Source organism: Pseudomonas sp. AP3_22 TE3818, assembly GCF_053628995.1.
Genome location: NZ_JBRJHL010000001.1, coordinates 4736244 through 4754231, shown reverse-complemented (window position 1 = coordinate 4754231; position 17988 = coordinate 4736244). Strand labels below are relative to the sequence as shown.

At 60.6% G+C, this 17988-nt stretch carries 18 protein-coding genes; 4 read left to right on the top strand and 14 right to left on the bottom strand.

Annotated features, from left to right (window positions below):
• Positions 1–45: 45 nt before the first annotated feature.
• Entirely contained in the window at positions 46–1008 is a 963-nt protein-coding gene (locus tag AB7M25_RS21630; RefSeq protein ID WP_454237985.1) for an NAD(P)H-quinone oxidoreductase, read from the top strand.
• 98 nt (positions 1009–1106) lie between these two features.
• Here AB7M25_RS21630 and AB7M25_RS21625 read toward each other — a convergent pair whose 3' ends face one another.
• The 6 genes from AB7M25_RS21625 to AB7M25_RS21600 form a co-directional block, all read right to left on the bottom strand.
• Complete coding sequence (locus AB7M25_RS21625) at positions 1107–1760, bottom strand: HAD family hydrolase (protein WP_116582355.1); 654 nt, start codon at positions 1758–1760, stop codon at positions 1107–1109.
• Positions 1761–1794: 34 nt separating this feature from the next.
• On the bottom strand, positions 1795–2784 hold the full coding sequence (locus AB7M25_RS21620) for an ABC transporter ATP-binding protein (protein WP_095964001.1): 990 nt from the start codon (positions 2782–2784) through the stop codon (positions 1795–1797).
• Positions 2781–3581: an ABC transporter permease gene (locus AB7M25_RS21615; RefSeq protein WP_454237984.1), complete on the bottom strand. Its 801-nt coding sequence runs from the start codon at positions 3579–3581 to the stop codon at positions 2781–2783. The genes AB7M25_RS21620 and AB7M25_RS21615 overlap by 4 nt, the downstream gene beginning before the upstream one ends.
• A complete protein-coding gene (locus AB7M25_RS21610; protein ID WP_165824810.1) occupies positions 3568–4404 on the bottom strand; it encodes an ABC transporter permease in 837 nt (278 codons plus the stop codon). The genes AB7M25_RS21615 and AB7M25_RS21610 overlap by 14 nt, the downstream gene beginning before the upstream one ends.
• A 5-nt stretch (positions 4405–4409) precedes the next feature.
• Complete coding sequence (locus tag AB7M25_RS21605) at positions 4410–5216, bottom strand: alkaline phosphatase family protein (RefSeq protein WP_218481540.1); 807 nt, start codon at positions 5214–5216, stop codon at positions 4410–4412.
• A gap of 178 nt (positions 5217–5394) precedes the next feature.
• A complete protein-coding gene (locus AB7M25_RS21600; protein WP_007974957.1) occupies positions 5395–6459 on the bottom strand; it encodes an ABC transporter substrate-binding protein in 1065 nt (354 codons plus the stop codon).
• Between the two features lie 363 nt (positions 6460–6822).
• Between AB7M25_RS21600 and phnR the strand changes: the two genes are divergently transcribed.
• Positions 6823–7536 (top strand): phosphonate utilization transcriptional regulator PhnR, encoded by a 714-nt coding sequence (gene phnR, locus AB7M25_RS21595; RefSeq protein ID WP_102699330.1) that lies wholly within the window; start codon positions 6823–6825, stop codon positions 7534–7536.
• Positions 7537–7667: 131 nt separating this feature from the next.
• On the opposite strand, the gene AB7M25_RS21590 is transcribed toward phnR, so the two are convergent.
• From AB7M25_RS21590 to minC, 7 genes are all read right to left on the bottom strand, one after another.
• Positions 7668–9821 (bottom strand): mechanosensitive ion channel domain-containing protein, encoded by a 2154-nt coding sequence (locus AB7M25_RS21590; RefSeq protein ID WP_454237983.1) that lies wholly within the window; start codon positions 9819–9821, stop codon positions 7668–7670.
• Positions 9822–9899: 78 nt separating this feature from the next.
• Positions 9900–10076, bottom strand: coding sequence for a hypothetical protein (locus AB7M25_RS21585; protein ID WP_008048365.1), 177 nt, complete (start codon positions 10074–10076; stop codon positions 9900–9902).
• 169 nt (positions 10077–10245) lie between these two features.
• Positions 10246–11535, bottom strand: a complete 1290-nt coding sequence (locus AB7M25_RS21580) for a M18 family aminopeptidase (RefSeq protein WP_007974949.1) — start codon at positions 11533–11535, stop codon at positions 10246–10248.
• A 210-nt stretch (positions 11536–11745) separates the two neighbouring features.
• A complete protein-coding gene (locus AB7M25_RS21575) occupies positions 11746–12381 on the bottom strand; it encodes an RluA family pseudouridine synthase (RefSeq protein ID WP_015096127.1) in 636 nt (211 codons plus the stop codon).
• A gap of 193 nt (positions 12382–12574) precedes the next feature.
• The gene (gene minE, locus AB7M25_RS21570; protein ID WP_007974947.1) at positions 12575–12829 is read right to left on the bottom strand and encodes a cell division topological specificity factor MinE; all 255 of its coding nucleotides are present in this window, start codon (positions 12827–12829) and stop codon (positions 12575–12577) included.
• Positions 12830–12832: 3 nt separating this feature from the next.
• Positions 12833–13645: a septum site-determining protein MinD gene (minD, locus tag AB7M25_RS21565; RefSeq protein ID WP_007974946.1), complete on the bottom strand. Its 813-nt coding sequence runs from the start codon at positions 13643–13645 to the stop codon at positions 12833–12835.
• A 202-nt stretch (positions 13646–13847) separates the two neighbouring features.
• Positions 13848–14585 (bottom strand): septum site-determining protein MinC, encoded by a 738-nt coding sequence (minC, locus tag AB7M25_RS21560; RefSeq protein WP_007974945.1) that lies wholly within the window; start codon positions 14583–14585, stop codon positions 13848–13850.
• A 118-nt stretch (positions 14586–14703) separates the two neighbouring features.
• Between minC and AB7M25_RS21555 the strand changes: the two genes are divergently transcribed.
• Both AB7M25_RS21555 and AB7M25_RS21550 read left to right on the top strand, forming a co-directional pair.
• Complete coding sequence (locus tag AB7M25_RS21555; RefSeq protein ID WP_454237982.1) at positions 14704–15636, top strand: lipid A biosynthesis lauroyl acyltransferase; 933 nt, start codon at positions 14704–14706, stop codon at positions 15634–15636.
• Positions 15637–15787: 151 nt separating this feature from the next.
• Entirely contained in the window at positions 15788–16942 is a 1155-nt protein-coding gene (locus AB7M25_RS21550; RefSeq protein ID WP_454237981.1) for a patatin-like phospholipase family protein, read from the top strand.
• A gap of 98 nt (positions 16943–17040) precedes the next feature.
• Here AB7M25_RS21550 and AB7M25_RS21545 read toward each other — a convergent pair whose 3' ends face one another.
• Positions 17041–17826, bottom strand: a complete 786-nt coding sequence (locus AB7M25_RS21545) for an outer membrane protein OmpK (RefSeq protein WP_428609010.1) — start codon at positions 17824–17826, stop codon at positions 17041–17043.
• Positions 17827–17988 lie beyond the last annotated feature (162 nt).

Sequence of the window (17988 nt, the reverse complement as noted above, 5' to 3'; positions counted from 1 at the left end):
GGCGCTATAGCTTCGGGCTCAGTCCAGACTCACTATGGAGGCACTGTGAAAGCATTGCAAGGCGTTGACGGTCAAGTGGTATGGGTTGATGAACCCAGTCCTGCATGCGATGTAGGGCAAGTTCGTATTCGAGTGGCGGCAGCGGGCCTCAATCGCGCCGATTTGTTGCAGAAGGCCGGTCTATATCCGCCGCCGCCAGGGGCCAGCCAGGTGCTTGGTCTAGAGTGCTCGGGGGTCATCAGCGAGGTTGGCGCCGGCTCCTCCTGGCAGGTGGGCGATCGGGTTTGCGCCTTGCTGGCCGGGGGCGGGATGGCCGAAGAGGTGGTTGTCGACGGGCGGCATGTATTGCCGGTTCCCGACGGAATGTCACTGGTCGAAGCGGCGGCATTGCCTGAAGTTTATGCAACAGTCTGGCTGAATGTGTTTCAACTGGCTGCGCTCAAGCCGGGACAGAAGGTTCTGCTGCATGCCGGAGCAAGTGGCATTGGTTCAGCGGCCATTCAGCTGTGCAAGGCCTTCGGTAACCCGTGCTGGGTCAGCGTCGGCTCTGCCGAGCGACTGGCGTACTGCGAAGCGCTGGGTGCCCAGGGCGGCGTGGTGCGTAACGGTGATCTGGAGAGCTTGCGGGATCTGGGTCCGTTCGACGTGATTCTCGACCCTGTGGGTGGCAGTTACGCGGCCTTGAACCTGAAGTTGCTGGCTCAGGATGGTCGCTGGGTGTTGATCGGCCTGATGGGCGGGCGCGAGGCCAAGCTGGATCTGGCCCAGGTGCTGGCCAAGCGCGTGCAGTTGCTGGGCTCGACCCTGCGCAGCCGGGATGATCAGTTCAAGGCAGATCTGTTCAGTGATCTGGGCCTGCACGTGTGGCCGTTGTTCGCCGAGGGGCGCTTGAGTGCGCAACTGGCCAGGACATTCCCGATCAAGGATGCCGAGGCAGCGTTTGCCGAGTTGGCGAGCAATACCGTGGCGGGGAAGGTGGTGTTGGTGATTGATGAAAGCTTGAGCTGACCTGTAGGAGCTGGCTTGCCAGCGATTCAAGCGACGCGGTCAGCCTGTCGACCGCGTTATCGTTCATCGCTGGCAAGCCAGCTCCTACAGGTACGTGGTTATTTCCAGTCGTGGATCGGCCAACCGGCCTTTTCGGCCTGCTCGCGCAACACCGGATCCGGATTGACCACATGCGGGAAATCCACCTTCAGCAACAGCGGCAGGTCATTGCGAGAGTCGGAATAGAAACTCGCGCCTTCGAGGTTTTCCTCTTCCGCATCCAGCCACTCCAGCAAGCGGGTGATCTTGCCTTCGCGGTAGGTCAGGGTGCCCACGGTATGGCCGGTGTAAACGCCCTGAGCCACTTCCAGTTCGATGCCCAGAATCTCGTCGATCCCCAGGCGTTCGGCGATGGGGCCGACCAGGTGAGTGCCCGAGGCCGAGATCACCAGAATCCGGTCGCCGGCCTTGCGGTGTGCCGCGATGGCTTTGGTGGCGTCACTGAATATGATCGGCTCGATGTAGTCTTCCACCCACGGGCCAACCAGATGCTCGACCTCTTGTGGCGTGCGGCCGATCATCGGCTCCAGGCTGAAGGTCATGAAATCTTCCATGCGCAATTTGCCGTGGCTGTAGGCATCCATCAGCTCGTTGTTCTGTCGCATGAACGACTCGGGGTCGACCCAGCCCAGGCGGCCCATCTGCTCGCTCCAAAGGGTGGCGCAGTCGCCGTGGATCAGGGTTTCGTCCAGATCAAAAATTGCCAGGGCCATCAGTGCAGTTCTCTCTTCAGCATAAGCAAAGGCATCAGGCTACCTCACACAGGGCCGTCGGATCGATGGAAAGCGCCAGGCGCTGACCATCGGGATGCAGGTCGGCCGCCGAGCGGTTCAGCACATCCACCACCAGTTCCACGCCCCGGGCTTCGACCCGGTAGCGGATTACGTTGCCCAACAGGCTATGGCTGCGCACCTGCGCGTCCAGTTCACCGTTGAGGCTCAGTTCGATGGCTTCCGGGCGAATGGCGATGCGCTTGTTGATTGGCCGCTGCAGCAGCTTCGAGGCGCTGTCGGCGTCCAGCAGGTTGTAGTTGCCGATGAAACCGGCAGCGAACACATCCACCGGCGCAGTGTAGAGGGTTTCGGCGTCGCCGCTTTGTACGATTTTTCCCTGATTCATCAGGAAAATCCGGTCAGACATGGTCAGGGCTTCTTCCTGATCGTGTGTGACGAAAATCGTGGTCAGGCCCAGTTCGCGCTGGATCTGACGGATCTGTTCGCGCAGGTGCTTGCGAATGCGCGCATCCAGCGCCGACAGCGGTTCGTCCAGCAGCAACAGGCGTGGCCGGGTCACCAGCGAGCGGGCGAGGGCGACGCGCTGGCATTGGCCACCGGACAGCTGATGTGGATAGCGTGCGGCGAAGTCTTGCAACTCCACCAGTTTCAGTACTTCGGCGACACGTTTCTGGCTGTCATCGGCATTGACCTTTTGCATGCGCAGACCGAAGGCGACGTTTTGCTCCACGGTCATGTTGGGGAACAGCGCATAGCTCTGGAACACCATGCCGATCCCGCGTTTCTGCGGGCTCACCGGCACGATATCGGCACCATCGAGCAGGATTTTTCCGCCATCCACCGAAGTCAGGCCGGCGATGCAGCGCAGCAGGGTGGATTTGCCGCAACCGGACGGGCCGAGCAGGGTGACGAACTCACCTTTCTGGATTTCGCAATTGATGTCGCTGAACACCGTGGTGCCGGCGAAGCTTTTCTGAAGATGTTGGACGCTGACATAGCTCATTCGCTTTTGTCCCTGTTCAAGATATTGGCAATCCAGGTCAGAACCAGCACAAAGAAGAAGTAGGAAATCACCAGCGCACTGGTGAAATGACCGCTGCTGTTGCGCATGTTGTTGAGGTAGACCTGCAGGGTTTCGTAGCGGGTGCCGACGAGGATGTTGGCGAACACGAACTCACCGAACAGGAACGAGAACGACAGCAGCAGCGCCACCATCAGGCCCTTGCGCAGGTTCGGCAGCACCACCAGGAGGGCGGCTTGCCAGGTGCTGGCGCCGAGCAACTGGGCGGCGTCCATCAGGTCGCGCAGGTTGATCGCTTGCAGGTTGTTGGTGATCGCCCGGTACATGAACGGCAGCGCCACGGTGAAGTAGCAACCGATCAGGATCCAGGGTGTACCGACCATGGCGAACGGCCCGGAACCATAGAGCTGCAGCAGCCCCACCGACGACACCACCGGTGGCACGGCGAAGGGCAGCAGGATCAGGATGTTCATCAGCGCATCGAGTTTCGGGAAGTGGTAATGCACCACGAACAGCAACGGCAGGATCAGCACCACGGAAAGAATCAGTGAGCCGACGCAGACCAGCAGCGATTGCCCGAACGCATGCAGGAAGCGCGGATCGCTCCACAGCTGGATGTACCACTTGAGGGTGAAACCGCTGGGCAGAATGGTTGCCGACCAACTGCTGGCGATCGAGTAGACCAGCGTGCCGGCCAGCGGCAACAGCAGGATGGCAAACAACAGGTAAACCACGACGCGGTGGTAGACATCGGCAGGCCCCAGTTCAGCGCGAGACATGGTAGCTCCTCTTCAACAGCAACTGATGCACGATGGTCACCAGGGTCATCAAGGCCACCAGTACCACGGCCAGGGCGCTGGCCAGGTTCGGGTCCAGGGAAATGTCACCGGACACCATCGCCGCAATGCGAATCGGCAGCACGTTGAAGTTGCCGGTGGTCAGGGCGTACACCGTGGCGTAGGCACCGAGGGCGTTGGCCAGCAGGATCACGAAGGTGCCCAGCAGTGCCGGCGTCAACACAGGCAATCCGATGTGCCGCCAGTACTGCCAACCGTCGGCGCCCAGTAGCGCAGCGGACTCACGCCAGTCTTCGCGCAGCGCATCGAAGGCCGGGTACAGCAGCAGCACGCCGAGGGGAATCTGGAAGTAGGTGTAGAGAATGATCAGCCCGGTTTTCGAGTACAGGTTGAAATCCTGAATGATGCCGGCCTGCTTGAGCATGATGGTGAAGCTGCCATTGAAACCGAGCAAAATGATGAACGCAAAGGCCAGGGGCACGCCGGCGAAGTTGCTGGTCATGTTGGCGAAGGCGTTGACAAAATTGCGCAGTTTCGAATCGACCCGGCGCAGGGAGTAGGCGCCCAGTATCGCGATGATGATCCCGAACACGCTGGACCAGAAGCTGATCTCAAGGCTGTACTGGATCGCCTGCAGGTAAAACTTCGAACTGAAGATTTTGCTGAAGTTGGCCAGGCCCCAGCCGAATTCTTCCGATTGCAGGCTGTTGATCATCACCCAGGTCAGCGGTGCGATCTCGAACACGATGAAGAACAGTGCGAACGGGACCAGGCATAAGGCGGCCAGCCATTTACTGCGGGTCATGGCATTCACTTGAGCAGCTCCCGGCAGACCGGTTTGTCGTGGGGCGCGCCCAGCAACTCGCAGACGGTGCCGCAGATCTCGGTCTGTTTCGGCGTTGCGCCGGCGTCGAAGCTGAACGCATCGCCGAGAACGAACAACGGCACCTCACGTTCTTCCGGCAACAGGCCGTTGTGGGAGCGGTCGTTGTTCATGCCGTGGTCGGCGGTGACCAGCACCTGATAACCGGCATCGAGCCAGCCTTGCAGGTAGTCGGCCAGGATGATGTCGGCCGAGCGCGCGCTGTTGCGGTACTGCGGGGTGTCGAGGCCGTGCTTGTGCCCCGCGTCGTCGATGTTCATCGGGTGGATCAGCAAAAAGTGCGGTGCATGGCGCTGGCGCAGGTTTTCGGCGTCGGCGAACAGGTGCGAATCGGGGTAGTGGTCGTTCCAGTAGAAATGCCCATGCTGGATCGGCAGTTGCGGGTCATCGGTGTGGCGGTCCCGTGCCGCCACGAAGGGCGAACGGTTATACAGTTCGCTGACCCAGTGATAGGCCGCCGCGGCGGTGACTAGACCTGCGTCGGTGGCGTAGTGATAGATGCTGCGCTGGTTGGACAGGCGCGAAACGTTGTTGTGGACGATGCCGCTGTCGATGGGCGCAACGCCAGTCAGGATGCATTCGTACAGCGGGCGGGACAGGGCCGGCAACTCGCACTCCAGTTTGTAGAGTGCCGCACGTCCTGCACCGACGTACGCCTGCAGGTGCCCCATGGCGTGACGGGCGACCTCGTAGTTGAGGCCGTCGAGCACCACAAGGATGACGTTGTGCTTCATAGGGGCAAAAACTCCGTGTAACAGATATTCGAAGCTCATTCGATCCACTGTGGGAGCGGGCTTGCTCGCGAAAGCGGTGTGTCAGTCGACATCGATGCTGGATGTCAGTCCGCTTTCGCGAGCAAGCCCGCTCCCACATTTGGATCGCCATCAGATCCCGAAATGGGGATCTTCCCGGTTATTGCATATTGATGATGACTTCTTCCTGCCATTTCTGAGGAAGGGCCTTGGAGGTCTTTTCCCACGCATCCGCGTCTTTGATCGGCGTCACTTTCTTGTACTGCTCGTTAGGCAGCAGCTTGGCCTTCACGTCGGCTGGCAGTGTGATGTGCTCGGCACGGATCGGACGGGCGTTGCCCTTGGCCAGGTTGATCTGGCCGGCGTCGCTGAAGATGTATTCGCGGGTCAGCTTGGCGGCGTTCGGGTTTTTTGCGTACTTGTTGATGATGGTGGTGTAACCGGAAATCACCGAGCCGTCGGACGGGATCAGCACTACGTAGTCATCCGGGTTGGCCATCTTGGCCTTGTAGCTCAGGCCGTTGAAGTCCCAGACCACGCCGACTTCGATTTCACCTTTTTCCATGGTGGCAATCGTCGGGTTGGACATCGACAGGCGACCTTGCTTGGCGATGTCGGCGAACAGCAGCAGGGCAGGCTGCAGGTTTTTCTCGTCGCCACCGTTGGCCAGTGCCGCGGCCAGTACGCCGTTGGCTGCCTGGGCCGCGGTGCTCACGTCACCGATGGACACCTTGTATTTGCCGCTCTTGAGGTCAGCCCATTTGGTCGGGGCTTCGGAGCCGTGCAGCAACTTCTTGTTGACGATGAAAGCGATGGTGCCGGTGTAGGCCAGTGCCCAGTTACCGTCCTTGTCCTTGGCCCAGGCTGGCACTTGATCCCAGGTGGAAGGCTTGTAGGGCTGGACCACGCCTTGCTTGACTGCGATCGGGCCGAACGCTGCACCGACGTCGCCGATGTCGGCGCTGGCGTTGTCTTTCTCCGCGGCGAACTTGGCGATCTCCTGGGCCGAACTCATGTCGGTGTCGATGTGCTTGAGGCCGTACTTGTCGCTCAGGTCTTTCCAGGTGCCGGCCCAGTTGGCCCAGTCATCGGGCATGCCGACACTGTTGACGGCGCCTTCCGCTTTCGCGGCGGCTTCCAGGGTTTTCAAATCATCGGCCGCCATGGCGGCAGTGCACATTGCGATGGTCGAGCCTAACAGTGATGCCAGGAAAAGCTTTTTCATTCCGAAGCTCCTTGGGTCGTGTTCAACGCTGCGATTGCGGTTTGTGTTGGTCTAGGTCAGCAATACCTGAGCCAATTTAAGTGGGCTGGATGACACTTTGATGTCGCTCGTCGCCCTGGGGGACTTTTTGTTCAGCGGTATCGCGACTGGCCAGATAAGCGTAGACCATGGTCAAGGCCTCGGCTGGCAAGGGACTTGGCCGATGAATTGCAGGTTTTCGAGTTCGCAGAATGGCGACCGTTGGGCAGCGTTGTCACATCGCGGTCATCTACGCTGCCTACGCTTGCAGACTATTGAATGAGCCGGTTTGCGCGGCGGTTCTGCCCTGAATTGGTGCTGGTCTAGTCCAGATAGGAAACATTGATGCGTGACGAGGCAACAAAAGCGGTAACAGCCATCGGCCAGGTGCTTCAGGAGCAGATCGACCACGGCCTGTTGGCGCCGGGCAGCAAATTGCCGGCCGAGCGCAAACTCAGTGAATTGTTCGGCACCACGCGGATCACTTTGCGTGAGGCGTTGTTGCAGCTGGAGTCGCAGGGGCAGATTTATCGCGAGGAGCGTCGCGGCTGGTTCGTCTCGCCGCCACGCCTGGCGTACAACCTGATGCAGCGCAGCCACTTTCACGCGATGGTCAGTGCCCAGGGGCGAGTGCCGTCCACAGAGGTGATTTCGGCGCGGTTGCAACCGGCGTCGGCGGCGGTGTGTGCCTGGCTGCAATTGCCGGCGCTGTCGAGCGTGATCCAGATCTGCCGCTCTCGGCGGATCGACGGGCGGCTGGTGCTGTATGTGGAGCACTATCTGAACCCGCAATACTTTCCGGGAATCCTCGATTTCGACTTGAATCAGTCGATCACCGAGTTGTATGCGCGGCATTACGATTTGCACTATGGGCGGGTGCGCTTCGAGATTGTGCCCACGGCGTTGTCGGTGGATGCGGCAGCGGCGCTGAAGGTGTCGGCGGGGAGCCCGGGCTTACGGATTGCCCGCGTCAACTATGACCAGCATGAACGCCTGATCGACTGCGACCTGGAGTTCTGGCGACATGATGCGATTCATGTCGGGGTGGATGTTGTCTAGCGTCCGACCTTCCTGTAGGAGCGAGCTTGCTCGCGATGGTCGTTAACGATTACGCGTGTTTACTGGCTAAACGCGGTGTTCTTGAGTTCATCGTCGGAACGCCGCCCGGAGCAAGCTCGCTCCTACACGGGCTATTCACCCTGCGGGCCACCCCCCGCGGTAATCACCTGAATGCTCATCCGCGGTGTCGCCAGGTCCAGTCCGGCTTCATCCATGTGCCGCTTGAGTGACAGGTTGAACGCTCGCGACACTTCCCACTGCTTGATTGGTGCGGTCTTGAAGCGGGCGCGCAGGATCGCGTTGCCCGACTCGAAACTTTCCACCCCCTGGAACTCCAGCGGCGACCAGATATTGCGGCGCTGCAACGGATCGGTGCGCATTTTCTGGCCGACTTCGCGCATCAGTTTGATGGCGTTGTCGATGTCCATGTTGGCCGGTACCGCGACCCGGAAGATCGCGTAGCCGAATTCCCGGGAGTAGTTCTTGATGCTTTTGATTTCACTGAACGGGATGGTGTGGACGATGCCGTCGATGTCCCGCAGGCGCACGGTGCGGATGGTCAGGCCTTCGACCGTGCCGAGGTGGCCGCCGACATCCACGTAGTCGTCGATGGCCAGTGAATCTTCGATGATGATGAACAGCCCGGTAATCAGGTCGGCTACCAGCGATTGCGCACCAAAGCCGATGGCCAGGCCGATCACCCCGGCACCGGCCAGCAGCGGCGTGACGTTCATGCCCATGTTCGCCAGGGCAACGATCAGCGCGACAATGAAAATGGCCACGAACAGCACGTTGCGAATCAGCGGCATCATCGTCTGCGCGCGAGCATTGGCCAGGCCTTTGCGCGAGCGGGTCAGTGCGTGGTGCACGGCGGTGTCGCTGAGAATCCAGATCAACCAGGCGAACAACAGCGTGCCGGCGAGGCTGAACAACTTGACGCTGACTTCGTGGCCGTCGCCTTCGGTAAAGCGGATCAACGACATGCCCCAGACCCGCAGGCCGAGCTCGATAAAGGCCAGCCACACCAACAGGTGGAGGATGGTGTAGAAGAAGTTTTTCAACCGTTCCGAATACACGGCGTAACGCCGGATGCCGCGCTGGGGCTTGAGGGCGTGGCGGCGTACCAGACCGTTGATGACCATGCACAACACCAGCAACACGGTGCAGATCAGCGACTGGCGCAGGGCTGTGCTGGTGTCGCCAGCGGAAATGAACGTCGCGAACAGGGAAATGGCCACCAGCACCAGCGCCGGCACGTACCAGAAGGTGCCGAGAATCGACAGGGTGTCGTTGAGGGCGCGGCGGGTCAGGCGTCGGGACAGCGGCTGGTTGCGGATCAGGTGGGCGATCGGGCGGCGGAAACGCAAGATGAACCGGGCGGTGGACAAGGCTGCCAGGACGTTGGCGATCGTGGCTGCCGTATGGGCCAGATGGCTGCCGAGGCTGTCGACCAGTTTTGGGTCGCTCAGCGCTTCGCCAAATGCGGCGAAGCTGCCGATCAGCCACAGCGGCCGAAACGCCTGGTGCCGCAGAATGTACAAGGCGCGGTGGCGGTGTGGGCCGTCGAGCAGGGAAAAGGCAATCACGCAGATGGCCGAGAAGCAGGTGCCGACGACCAATGCGTAGGCCAGCACCATGGCCAGGCTTTTGCCCAGGGACGAGGGCAGGGCATAGCTCATGTAGATCGTGATCACCAGGGCGATCAGCCAGGGCCCGAGTTTGCGCAAGGCAAAGCGCAACATGTCCAGGGCACGGGGGTGTTGCGGCAGTTCTTCAGTCAGGCCGAAACGCATGCGCACACGGTGGCTGATCCAGATCAGCGCGGCGGCCAGCAGGCTCCAGACCATCAGGATCATGGCGAACGCAAAGAGCATCGGCAGCCATTCATTGGCCGGCAGCGCCAGGGCCATCAACTCTTCCTGGGCCTGGTCGAACTCGCTGGACCAGCGCGTGAGCGGACTGTCGTCACCGGAAAATTTCTTTTCGATCGTGGCCAGGGTTCCGCCAATCAGGCCCAGCACGCCTTCTTCGGTAATCGGCTGGGCCTGTTTGGTGGTGTCACGCAGCCTCTTCAGATCGGCCAGCAGCTTGGTGCGCTGCTGATCGTTTTCCAGTGACTTGATCACTTCGTCCAGGGACTGCCCCAGCGGTTCCTGCGCTTCGGGCTGCGCCTTGGCCTGGCTGCCGAGCAGGCTTGGCAGGCCGGCCGCCTGGGCAGGTGCCACTGGCAGCAGCATCAGGCAGGCAAGGAAAAAATACGGAAGGGCAAAAAGACGAGCGAACACTAGGCGGTCAACCTCGCAAGGAGCGGATCGACCGAGTGTACGAGGCCGTCAAAATCAATGCGAGCCAAGGGCGATGAATTATTCGTTGAGTTTGGCGAGGATCTTGATCACCACGGTCGCGAGGATGGTCAGCATGCCGATCCACATGGCGAACACACCGGCATTTTTGTCGCGAAAGTTGAAGCCGACGGCCAGCAGGAGCATCCCGGCAAGAATCGGGATCAGCATGGCGTGAAAGGTGGACATCGAAATCATGGAGACAGCCTTGTCGAAGGGATACTTGAAGTCTAGGCGGCTTTTGAAGCAGCCGAAGTGATGTGTGTAGGAGCGAGCTTGCTCGCGATGGATTTCAGGGCGCCGCGTCTATCCAGAAGGCACCCATAATCGTTCACGTCCATCGCGAGCAAGCTCGCTCCTACAGGGTTTACGGCAACTCGCGACAGGCGTAGAACGCGCTCAGTACCTTGACCAGGTGCGCCAGGTCGTGGCTACCGCACAGTTCGCGGATCGAGTGCATGGCGAACGTCGGCAGGCCGATGTCCACGGTGCGCACGCCCAGGTGGCTGGCGGTGATCGGGCCGATGGTCGAGCCACAGCCCATGTCGCTGCGCACCACGAAGCTTTGCACCGGCACTTCTTCAGCCATGCACAGGTGACGGAAGAACCCGGCGGTTTCGCTGTTGGTGGCGTAGCGCTGGTTGCTGTTGACCTTGATCACCGGGCCAGCGTTAAGTTTCGGGCCGTGGTTGGCATCGTGCTTGTCGGCGTAGTTCGGATGCACGCCGTGGGCGTTGTCAGCCGAAACCAGCAGGGATTTCTGAATGGTGCGTACGAATTCATCCCCTTCAGGCAGCAGGCGACGCAGGGTTTGCTCAAGCATCGGGCCGTCGGCACCGCAAGCTGAGCAGGAACCGACTTCTTCGTGGTCGTTGCAGACCAGCACGCAGGTTTCGTCTGTGTCGGCCGTCAGCAGCGCTTGCAGGCCGGCATAGCACGACAGCAGGTTGTCCAGGCGTGCGCCGGCGATGAAATCGCCATGCAGGCCAATGACCGCAGCGCTTTGGGTGTCGTAGAAACTCAGCTCGTAATCAAGCACCACATCGGCATTCAGGCCGTGTTCGCGGGCGAGCTGGTCGGTGAGCACCGCGCGGAAGTCCACGCGCTCGTCCCCGGCGAATTGCGCGAGGATCGGCGGCAGTTCGGTCTGGGCGTTGATGGCCCAGCCCATGTTGGCTTCCCGGTTGAGGTGAATCGCCAGGTTCGGAATGATCGCGACCGGGGCCTTGAAGTCGATCAGCTGGCTCTCGACCTTGCCGTCACGCCGGAAGGTCACGCGGCCGGCCAGGGACAGGTCGCGGTCGAACCACGGTGCCAGCAGTGCGCCGCCATAGACTTCGACACCCAACTGCCAGAAACCCTGGCGTTGCAGCTCCGGTTGCGGCTTGACGCGCAGGCACGGGCTGTCGGTGTGGGCGCCGACCAGGCGAATGCCGCCGTGCAGCGGTGAATGGCGGCCCATTTTGATCGCGACAATCGAAGAGTCATTGCGGGTGACGTAGTAGCGACCGTTGGCTTCGGTATTCCACGGCTCGCGCTCGTCGAGGCGTTGATAGCCCGCCGCTTCCAGGCGCTGAACAAGGCTGGCGGTGGCATGGAACGGGGTAGGGGAGGCCTTGAGGAAATCGATCAGGCCTTGGTTCAACTCTTCGCGCATAAAGTAGCTCCAGACAGCAGTGGCGCCAGTTTAACGTATTGGTTGCAGAAGTGGCGGTGGGCTGATGTTGGGGTGGACACCCAGTTTGAGCATGCAGGACTCCTGTAGGAGCTGGCTTGCCAGCGATTGCGGTGGATCAGTCGACATATTTATCGCCTGAATGGACGCCATCGCTGGCAAGCCAGCTCCTACAGGGGGAGTGTATGGATCTCAGAACGGTGCCGGGCACTCGAAACGCAGGCGCTCGCCACTTTGCGGATGGGTGAAGGTCAGCATGCTCGCGTGTAGGCACAGGCGCGGCCAGGCCGCCAGCGCCTGCTCGTGGGCATAGAGCCCGTCACCCAGCAGCGGATGACCGATCGACAGCATGTGTACGCGCAACTGGTGGGAGCGGCCGGTGATCGGTGTCAGCTCAACGCGGCACCAGTCGCCGCAACGCTCCAGCACGCGCCAGAAGGTCAGCGCATGTTTGCCGAACTCATGATCGACCACATGCCGCGGCTTGGTCGGCGGGTCGTAGCGCAAGGGCAGGTCGATGCTGCCGCTGTCCAGTTCCGGCTGACCCCAGCACAGGGCGGTGTAGGCCTTTTCGGTCTCGCGGTCGTGAAATTGCCGGGACAGCTCGCGATGGGTGTCCGGGTCGCGGGCCAGCAGGATGATGCCGGACGTCTCCCAGTCCAGCCGATGGACGATTCGCGCTTCCGGGTAGCCGTTTTCCTGCAGGCGGGTAATCAGGCAGTCCTTGTTGTCATCGGCCCGGCCAGGGACAGAGAGCAACAGGGTCGGTTTGTTCACCACCAGTACGGCAGCGTCCTGATGGATGATGTGGATGTTGGACAACGGCATTGAAACAGCCTCGTAACAAACGCCAACGGCGGCTCGATCATTCTCACGCCCCTCTTTCGTAGGAGCCGGCTTGCTGGCGATGCAGGCAACGCGGTCTGACTGTTACAACGCGTTGAAGCTATCGCTGGCAAGCCAGCTCCTACAGGGAGGGCGTTTCGAATGATCGAGCCGCCGTGGCTCCTGGCGGATCGACTCAGCGATCAGGCAGGGTGATGTTGAGTTCCAGAATCGAGCAGCTGCCCTGGCTTTCCAGTGCGACGTGCACGTCATCGGACCCGATGTTGACGTACTTGCGGATCACCTCGACCAGTTCCTTCTGCAAGGCCGGCAGGTAGTCCGGGGTGCTGCGTTGGCCGCGTTCGTGCGCCACGATGATCTGTAGACGCTCTTTCGCTACCGACGCGGTGCTTTGCTTTTTGTTGGCACGAAAGAAGTCAAAAAGGTTCATTGCTTAGTTGCCTCCAAACAGGCGCTCGAAGAATCCCTTCTTCTGTACATCAAGGAATCGATGATCCACGGTCTTGCCCAGCAGGCGGTCAACGGTATCGCTGTAGGCCTGGCCGGCATCGCTCTGGTCGTCGAGAATCACCGGAACGCCCTGGTTGGATGCCTTGAGCACCGCCTGGGATTCAGGGATCACGCCGAGCAGGGTCACCGAAAGGATTTCCTTGACGTCTTCTACGCCGAGCATTTCGCCTTTGCTCACACGCTCCGGGTGATAACGGGTAATCAGCAGGTGTTCCTTGATCGGGTCTTCGCCGCGCTCGGCACGACGGGACTTGCTGGCCAGCAGACCGAGCATGCGGTCGGAGTCACGCACCGAGGAGACTTCCGGGTTGGTCACGACGATCGCTTCGTCAGCGAAATACATGGCCAGGTGGGCGCCTTTCTCGATGCCGGCCGGGGAGTCGCAGACCACGAACTCGAAGTCTTCCTTGAGTTGCATCAGGACTTTTTCCACGCCTTCGACGGTCAGCGCGTCTTTGTCGCGGGTCTGGCTGGCGGCCAGCACGTAGAGGTTTTCCAGGCGCTTGTCTTTGATCAGGGCCTGTTGCAGGTTGGCTTCGCCGTTGACCACGTTGACGAAGTCATACACCACGCGGCGCTCGCAACCCATGATCAGGTCAAGGTTACGCAAGCCCACGTCGAAGTCGACGATCACTGTTTTGTGGCCGCGCAGAGCGAGGCCGGTACCGATAGCGGCGCTGGTGGTGGTCTTACCCACACCACCCTTGCCGGATGTAACCACGAGAATCTTGGCCAAGGTGTTTCACCCCTAAGGAAAAAGGACTTTTCAGCCCCTGAAAAACATCTCCTGAAAAACTACTGCAGTCGGACAGCCTTGGCTGGAATCTGGTTTTGAGCGGCGCTTACCCCCGGTAAACACTGCTTTCGGCCTTTTTCCTACTTCGTTTGAGCCGTTTTCGCTACGTTTTAGAGATGCTTGGAAAATGCGGCAGTATCCGTTAAAGCCGAATGATGTTCAACACGTCGCCGGACAGGCTGACCTGCACACCCGAACCCCACAGAGGATCGCGGCGCAGATCTTCGGAAACCTTGTAATGTCCGGCAATGGAAATCAGTTCAGCACTCATTTGCTGACAGAAAATCCGCGCCTTGGTGTCGCCCTTGACGCCGGCCAACACGCGACCACGCATCGGGCCGTATACATGGATGTTGCCATCGGCGAGAAGTTCCGCCCCCGGGCTGACCGAGGAGATCACCACCAGATCGCTGCCCTGGGCATAAATCTGCTGGCCACCACGTACTGGCGACGTGATGATTTTTGTCGGTTTGATGGTTGGTTCAGGCGGTTTTTCCGGTTTTTTCTTCGGTTCCCCTTCGGTCAGGTCCAGTGGACGCTCCCGGGCACCGGACGGCGGCAACACCGGCAGGTCGACCGCAATGGCGGCGGCAATGTCTTCGATGCGGCTGGCGCGGATTGCCAGGGTGCGCAGGCCATGTTGGCGGCACACGCGCATCAGGCCGGGCAGATCGACGGCGCCTTCGTTGGCCGGGAGTTTGTCCAGGGCCAGTACCAGCGGCGCGTTGCTGAAGAAGTTGGGCGCCTGGGCGACCTTGGCGGCCAGTTGCCGATCAAGGCTTTCCAGGTCGTTACGGGCCAGTTCCAGCACCGTAATGGCCAGCATGCTGCCCTTCAACTGGAACACGGGATCTTGGTCTAGCGGTTCGGTTTGGCTCATGGTCGGCATACAACGACTTGTCACTAAAAGTGCCGAGACTTATAACGAGAACGCCCGCAGGCCGCAAGCCGGGTCGAACGATGTAGAATGCGCGGCCATTGTCATTCCGGAAGCATTAATGGACCGCCCGCGTTTTCGAAAAGCATTTCTATCTCCACGTTTCTGGCCGCTGTGGTGTGGCCTGGGGCTGTTGTGGCTGATCGTCCAGTTGCCGTATCCGGCCCTGCTGTGGATAGGCCGCGTCCTGGGTTCATTGATGTATCGCGTGGCCGGCGACAGACGGCGCATTGCCAAGCGCAACCTGGAACTGTGTTTTCCGGAAAAAACCGCCGCCGAACGCAAACGCCTGCTCAAGGAAAACTTCGCCTCCACCGGTATCGCATTTTTTGAGATGGCGATGAGTTGGTGGTGGTCGCGCAAGCGCCTGGCAAGTCTCGCTCACGTTGAAGGGCTGGAGTATCTGCAGCAGGCCCAGCGCGAAGGCAAGGGCGTGATCCTGATGGCGCTGCATTTCACCACGCTGGAAATCGGCGCGGCGTTGCTCGGTCAGCAGCACACCATCGACGGCATGTACCGCGAGCACAAGAATCCGCTGTTCGACTACATCCAGCGCCAGGGCCGCGAGCGGCACAACCTCGATTCGCTGGCGATAGAGCGTGAAGACGTGCGCGGCATGCTCAAATTGCTGCGCTCGGGCCGCGCGATCTGGTATGCGCCGGATCAGGACTACGGCGCCAAGCAAAGCATCTTTGTGCCACTGTTCGGCATTCAGGCGGCGACCGTCACCGCCACGAGCAAGTTTGCGCGGCTGGGCAAGGCGCTGGTGGTGCCGTTCACCCAGGAGCGTCTGGCGGACGGCAGCGGTTATCGCCTGGTGATCCATGCGCCGCTCGAAGGCTTCCCCGGAGAAACCGAGGAAGAAGACTGCATTCGCATCAATCAATGGATCGAAGGCGTCCTGCGCCAATATCCCGAGCAATACTTGTGGGCCCACCGCCGCTTCAAGAGCCGTCCACCGGGCGAGCCGAAGCTGTACGCCAAACGCGGTTGAATCCCGATCCCCCGTAGGAGCGAGCCTGCTCGCGATGGACTGGAGAGCGCCACGGGGCGTCAGGTTACCCGCGTTATCGTTGACGTCCATCGCGAGCAGGCTCGCTCCTACAAGGCAACGTCATCCCATCAAGCACCATGGAGAGTTGTGCATGAGTCCAGGCGAACCGGTTACAGGGTTGATTCTTTCCGGGGGCGGGGCTCGGGCGGCTTATCAGGTCGGGGTGCTGGCGGCGATAGCCGAACTGCTGCCGCCGGGGGCGAGCAATCCGTTTCCGGTGATCGTCGGCACCTCGGCGGGCGCGATCAACGCCGTCAGCCTCGCCAGCGGGGCAATGGACTTTCGTCATGCCATCCAACGCCTGACGGCCTTCTGGCAGGGCTTTCGCAGCCCTCTGGTATTGCGCAGCGACTGGCCCGGGGTCATTCGCCAGGCCAGTCGCTTTGTCAGCCACAGTTTGCTCGGCATCGGTGCCCAGGTTCCGGTGGCGCTGCTCAACAGTTCGCCGCTGCGGGATCTGCTCAACGACAAGCTGCATATGGGCGGCATCGCCGAAGCGATCGCCCAGCAACAATTGCATGCGGTGGCGGTCACGGCGTTCGGCTATGAGTCCGGCCAGGCCGTCACTTTTTATCAGGGCGGCGGCAAGATCGATGCCTGGTTGCGCCATCGACGCATCGGCGTTCCCACCCGACTGTCGGTTGAACACTTGCTCGCCAGTTCGGCGATTCCGCTGCTGTTCGCCCCGGTGAAAATCGGCGAAGAGTATTACGGTGATGGCGCGGTGCGTCAGTCGGCGCCGATCAGCCCGGCGCTGCATCTGGGCGCCAGTCGGGTGCTGGTGGTGGGCGTCAGCGGCAACCCCCGTGGTATCGACCCGCAACAACCCTTGCAGCGCAGCTACAGCGGTCAACAGCCGACCCTGGCGCAGATCGGCGGGCACATGCTCAACAGTACGTTCATTGACAGCCTGGAAAGTGACATCGAGCTGTTGCAGCGCCTGAACCAGTTCAGTCACCTGATGCCCGACGGCACACCGACCCGCGCATTGGGCGTGGCACCGGTGGACGTGCTGGTGATTTCACCGAGCCAGCCGATCGACGAGATTGCCGCGCGGCATCGTCAGGAATTACCGGCGGCGCTGCGTCTGTTCCTGCGGGGGCCGGGTGCGACCAAGACCAGCGGGGCAGGGGTGCTGAGTTACCTGCTGTTCGAGGCGGGATATTGCAGCGAGTTGATCGAACTGGGGCGACGCGATGCGTTGGCCAAGCGCGGGGAGTTGAGCCGGTTTCTGGGGCTGAAGTAGGAGCGAGCAAGCTCGCGATGGACGTTAACGATGACGCTGGGTGCCTGACACCCCGTGGCGCTCTCTAGTCCATCGCGAGCAGGCTCGCTCCTACAGGATCAGAAATGAACCTTAACCAGGAAACTGGTCACGCTCTGATCCGTCTTGAAGCCCTGGCTGTCTTCAATCCCGTACTTGTTTTTCCAGTAGTCATACTCGACACCGACGTACAGCTGCTTGGCACCCAGGTTCAGCGCCTTGCCCAGGTCGTATTTGACCTGTGGGTTGAAGTGCAGGTTGGCGTGGTATTCGCCTTTGCTGTTGACGTCGTTGTCGACGACCCAGTCCATGAAGCCGTCGATCAGCACGTCCGATTCACCCACCGGGATGGTGTAGGACCAGACCGGCGAGACCTGCCAGATGTTGTCGCCCGGGCGGTCGCCTTCGGTGTGACGGTTGTAGAAGTTCAACTGGAAGTAGTCGAAGCCCGGGATGGCCAGGTCGAAGCCAGGGCCGATCAGGTACGACTCGGTGTCGTCTTCGCCGAACTCGTAGGTCATGGCCAGCAGGACGTCCTTGATCGGGCCTAACTCGAACTTCTGGTCGAAGATCTTGTTGAACGACAGGCGTGGGCTGAGCTCGCCATAGTGGCTGTTCTTGCCCGCGAAGGCGTCTTCCTTGCCGTTGTAGAAGATCTTGTCGATGAAGAAGAAGTTGTCGCCGTACTTCCAGCCATCGGCGTGTTCGAAGGTCACCGTCTGCTGGATGCGCGGGTTGACCTGGAAGTCCTTGCCATACAGGTAGGTCAGGCTGTTGGTCTGCCACTGCAGCAAATCGCCGGCCATGGCCTGGCCCCCGGCCAGCATCGATCCCGCCAGCATCAGGCTAGTGCACGTACGTTTCATTCGGTTGCTCCCAAAAAGTAGGTGGTTCCACGTTATTTTTTTAAGATCGGCGCTCTGGTGTGGCGCCTGTTTCCGTAGCGGTAAAAAATGATCCAATCGGTCAGCTTTGGTGCTTTTAGCAAGAGCTGAGCCAAGGCTTTCAAAAAGCAAAAAAACTCCCGC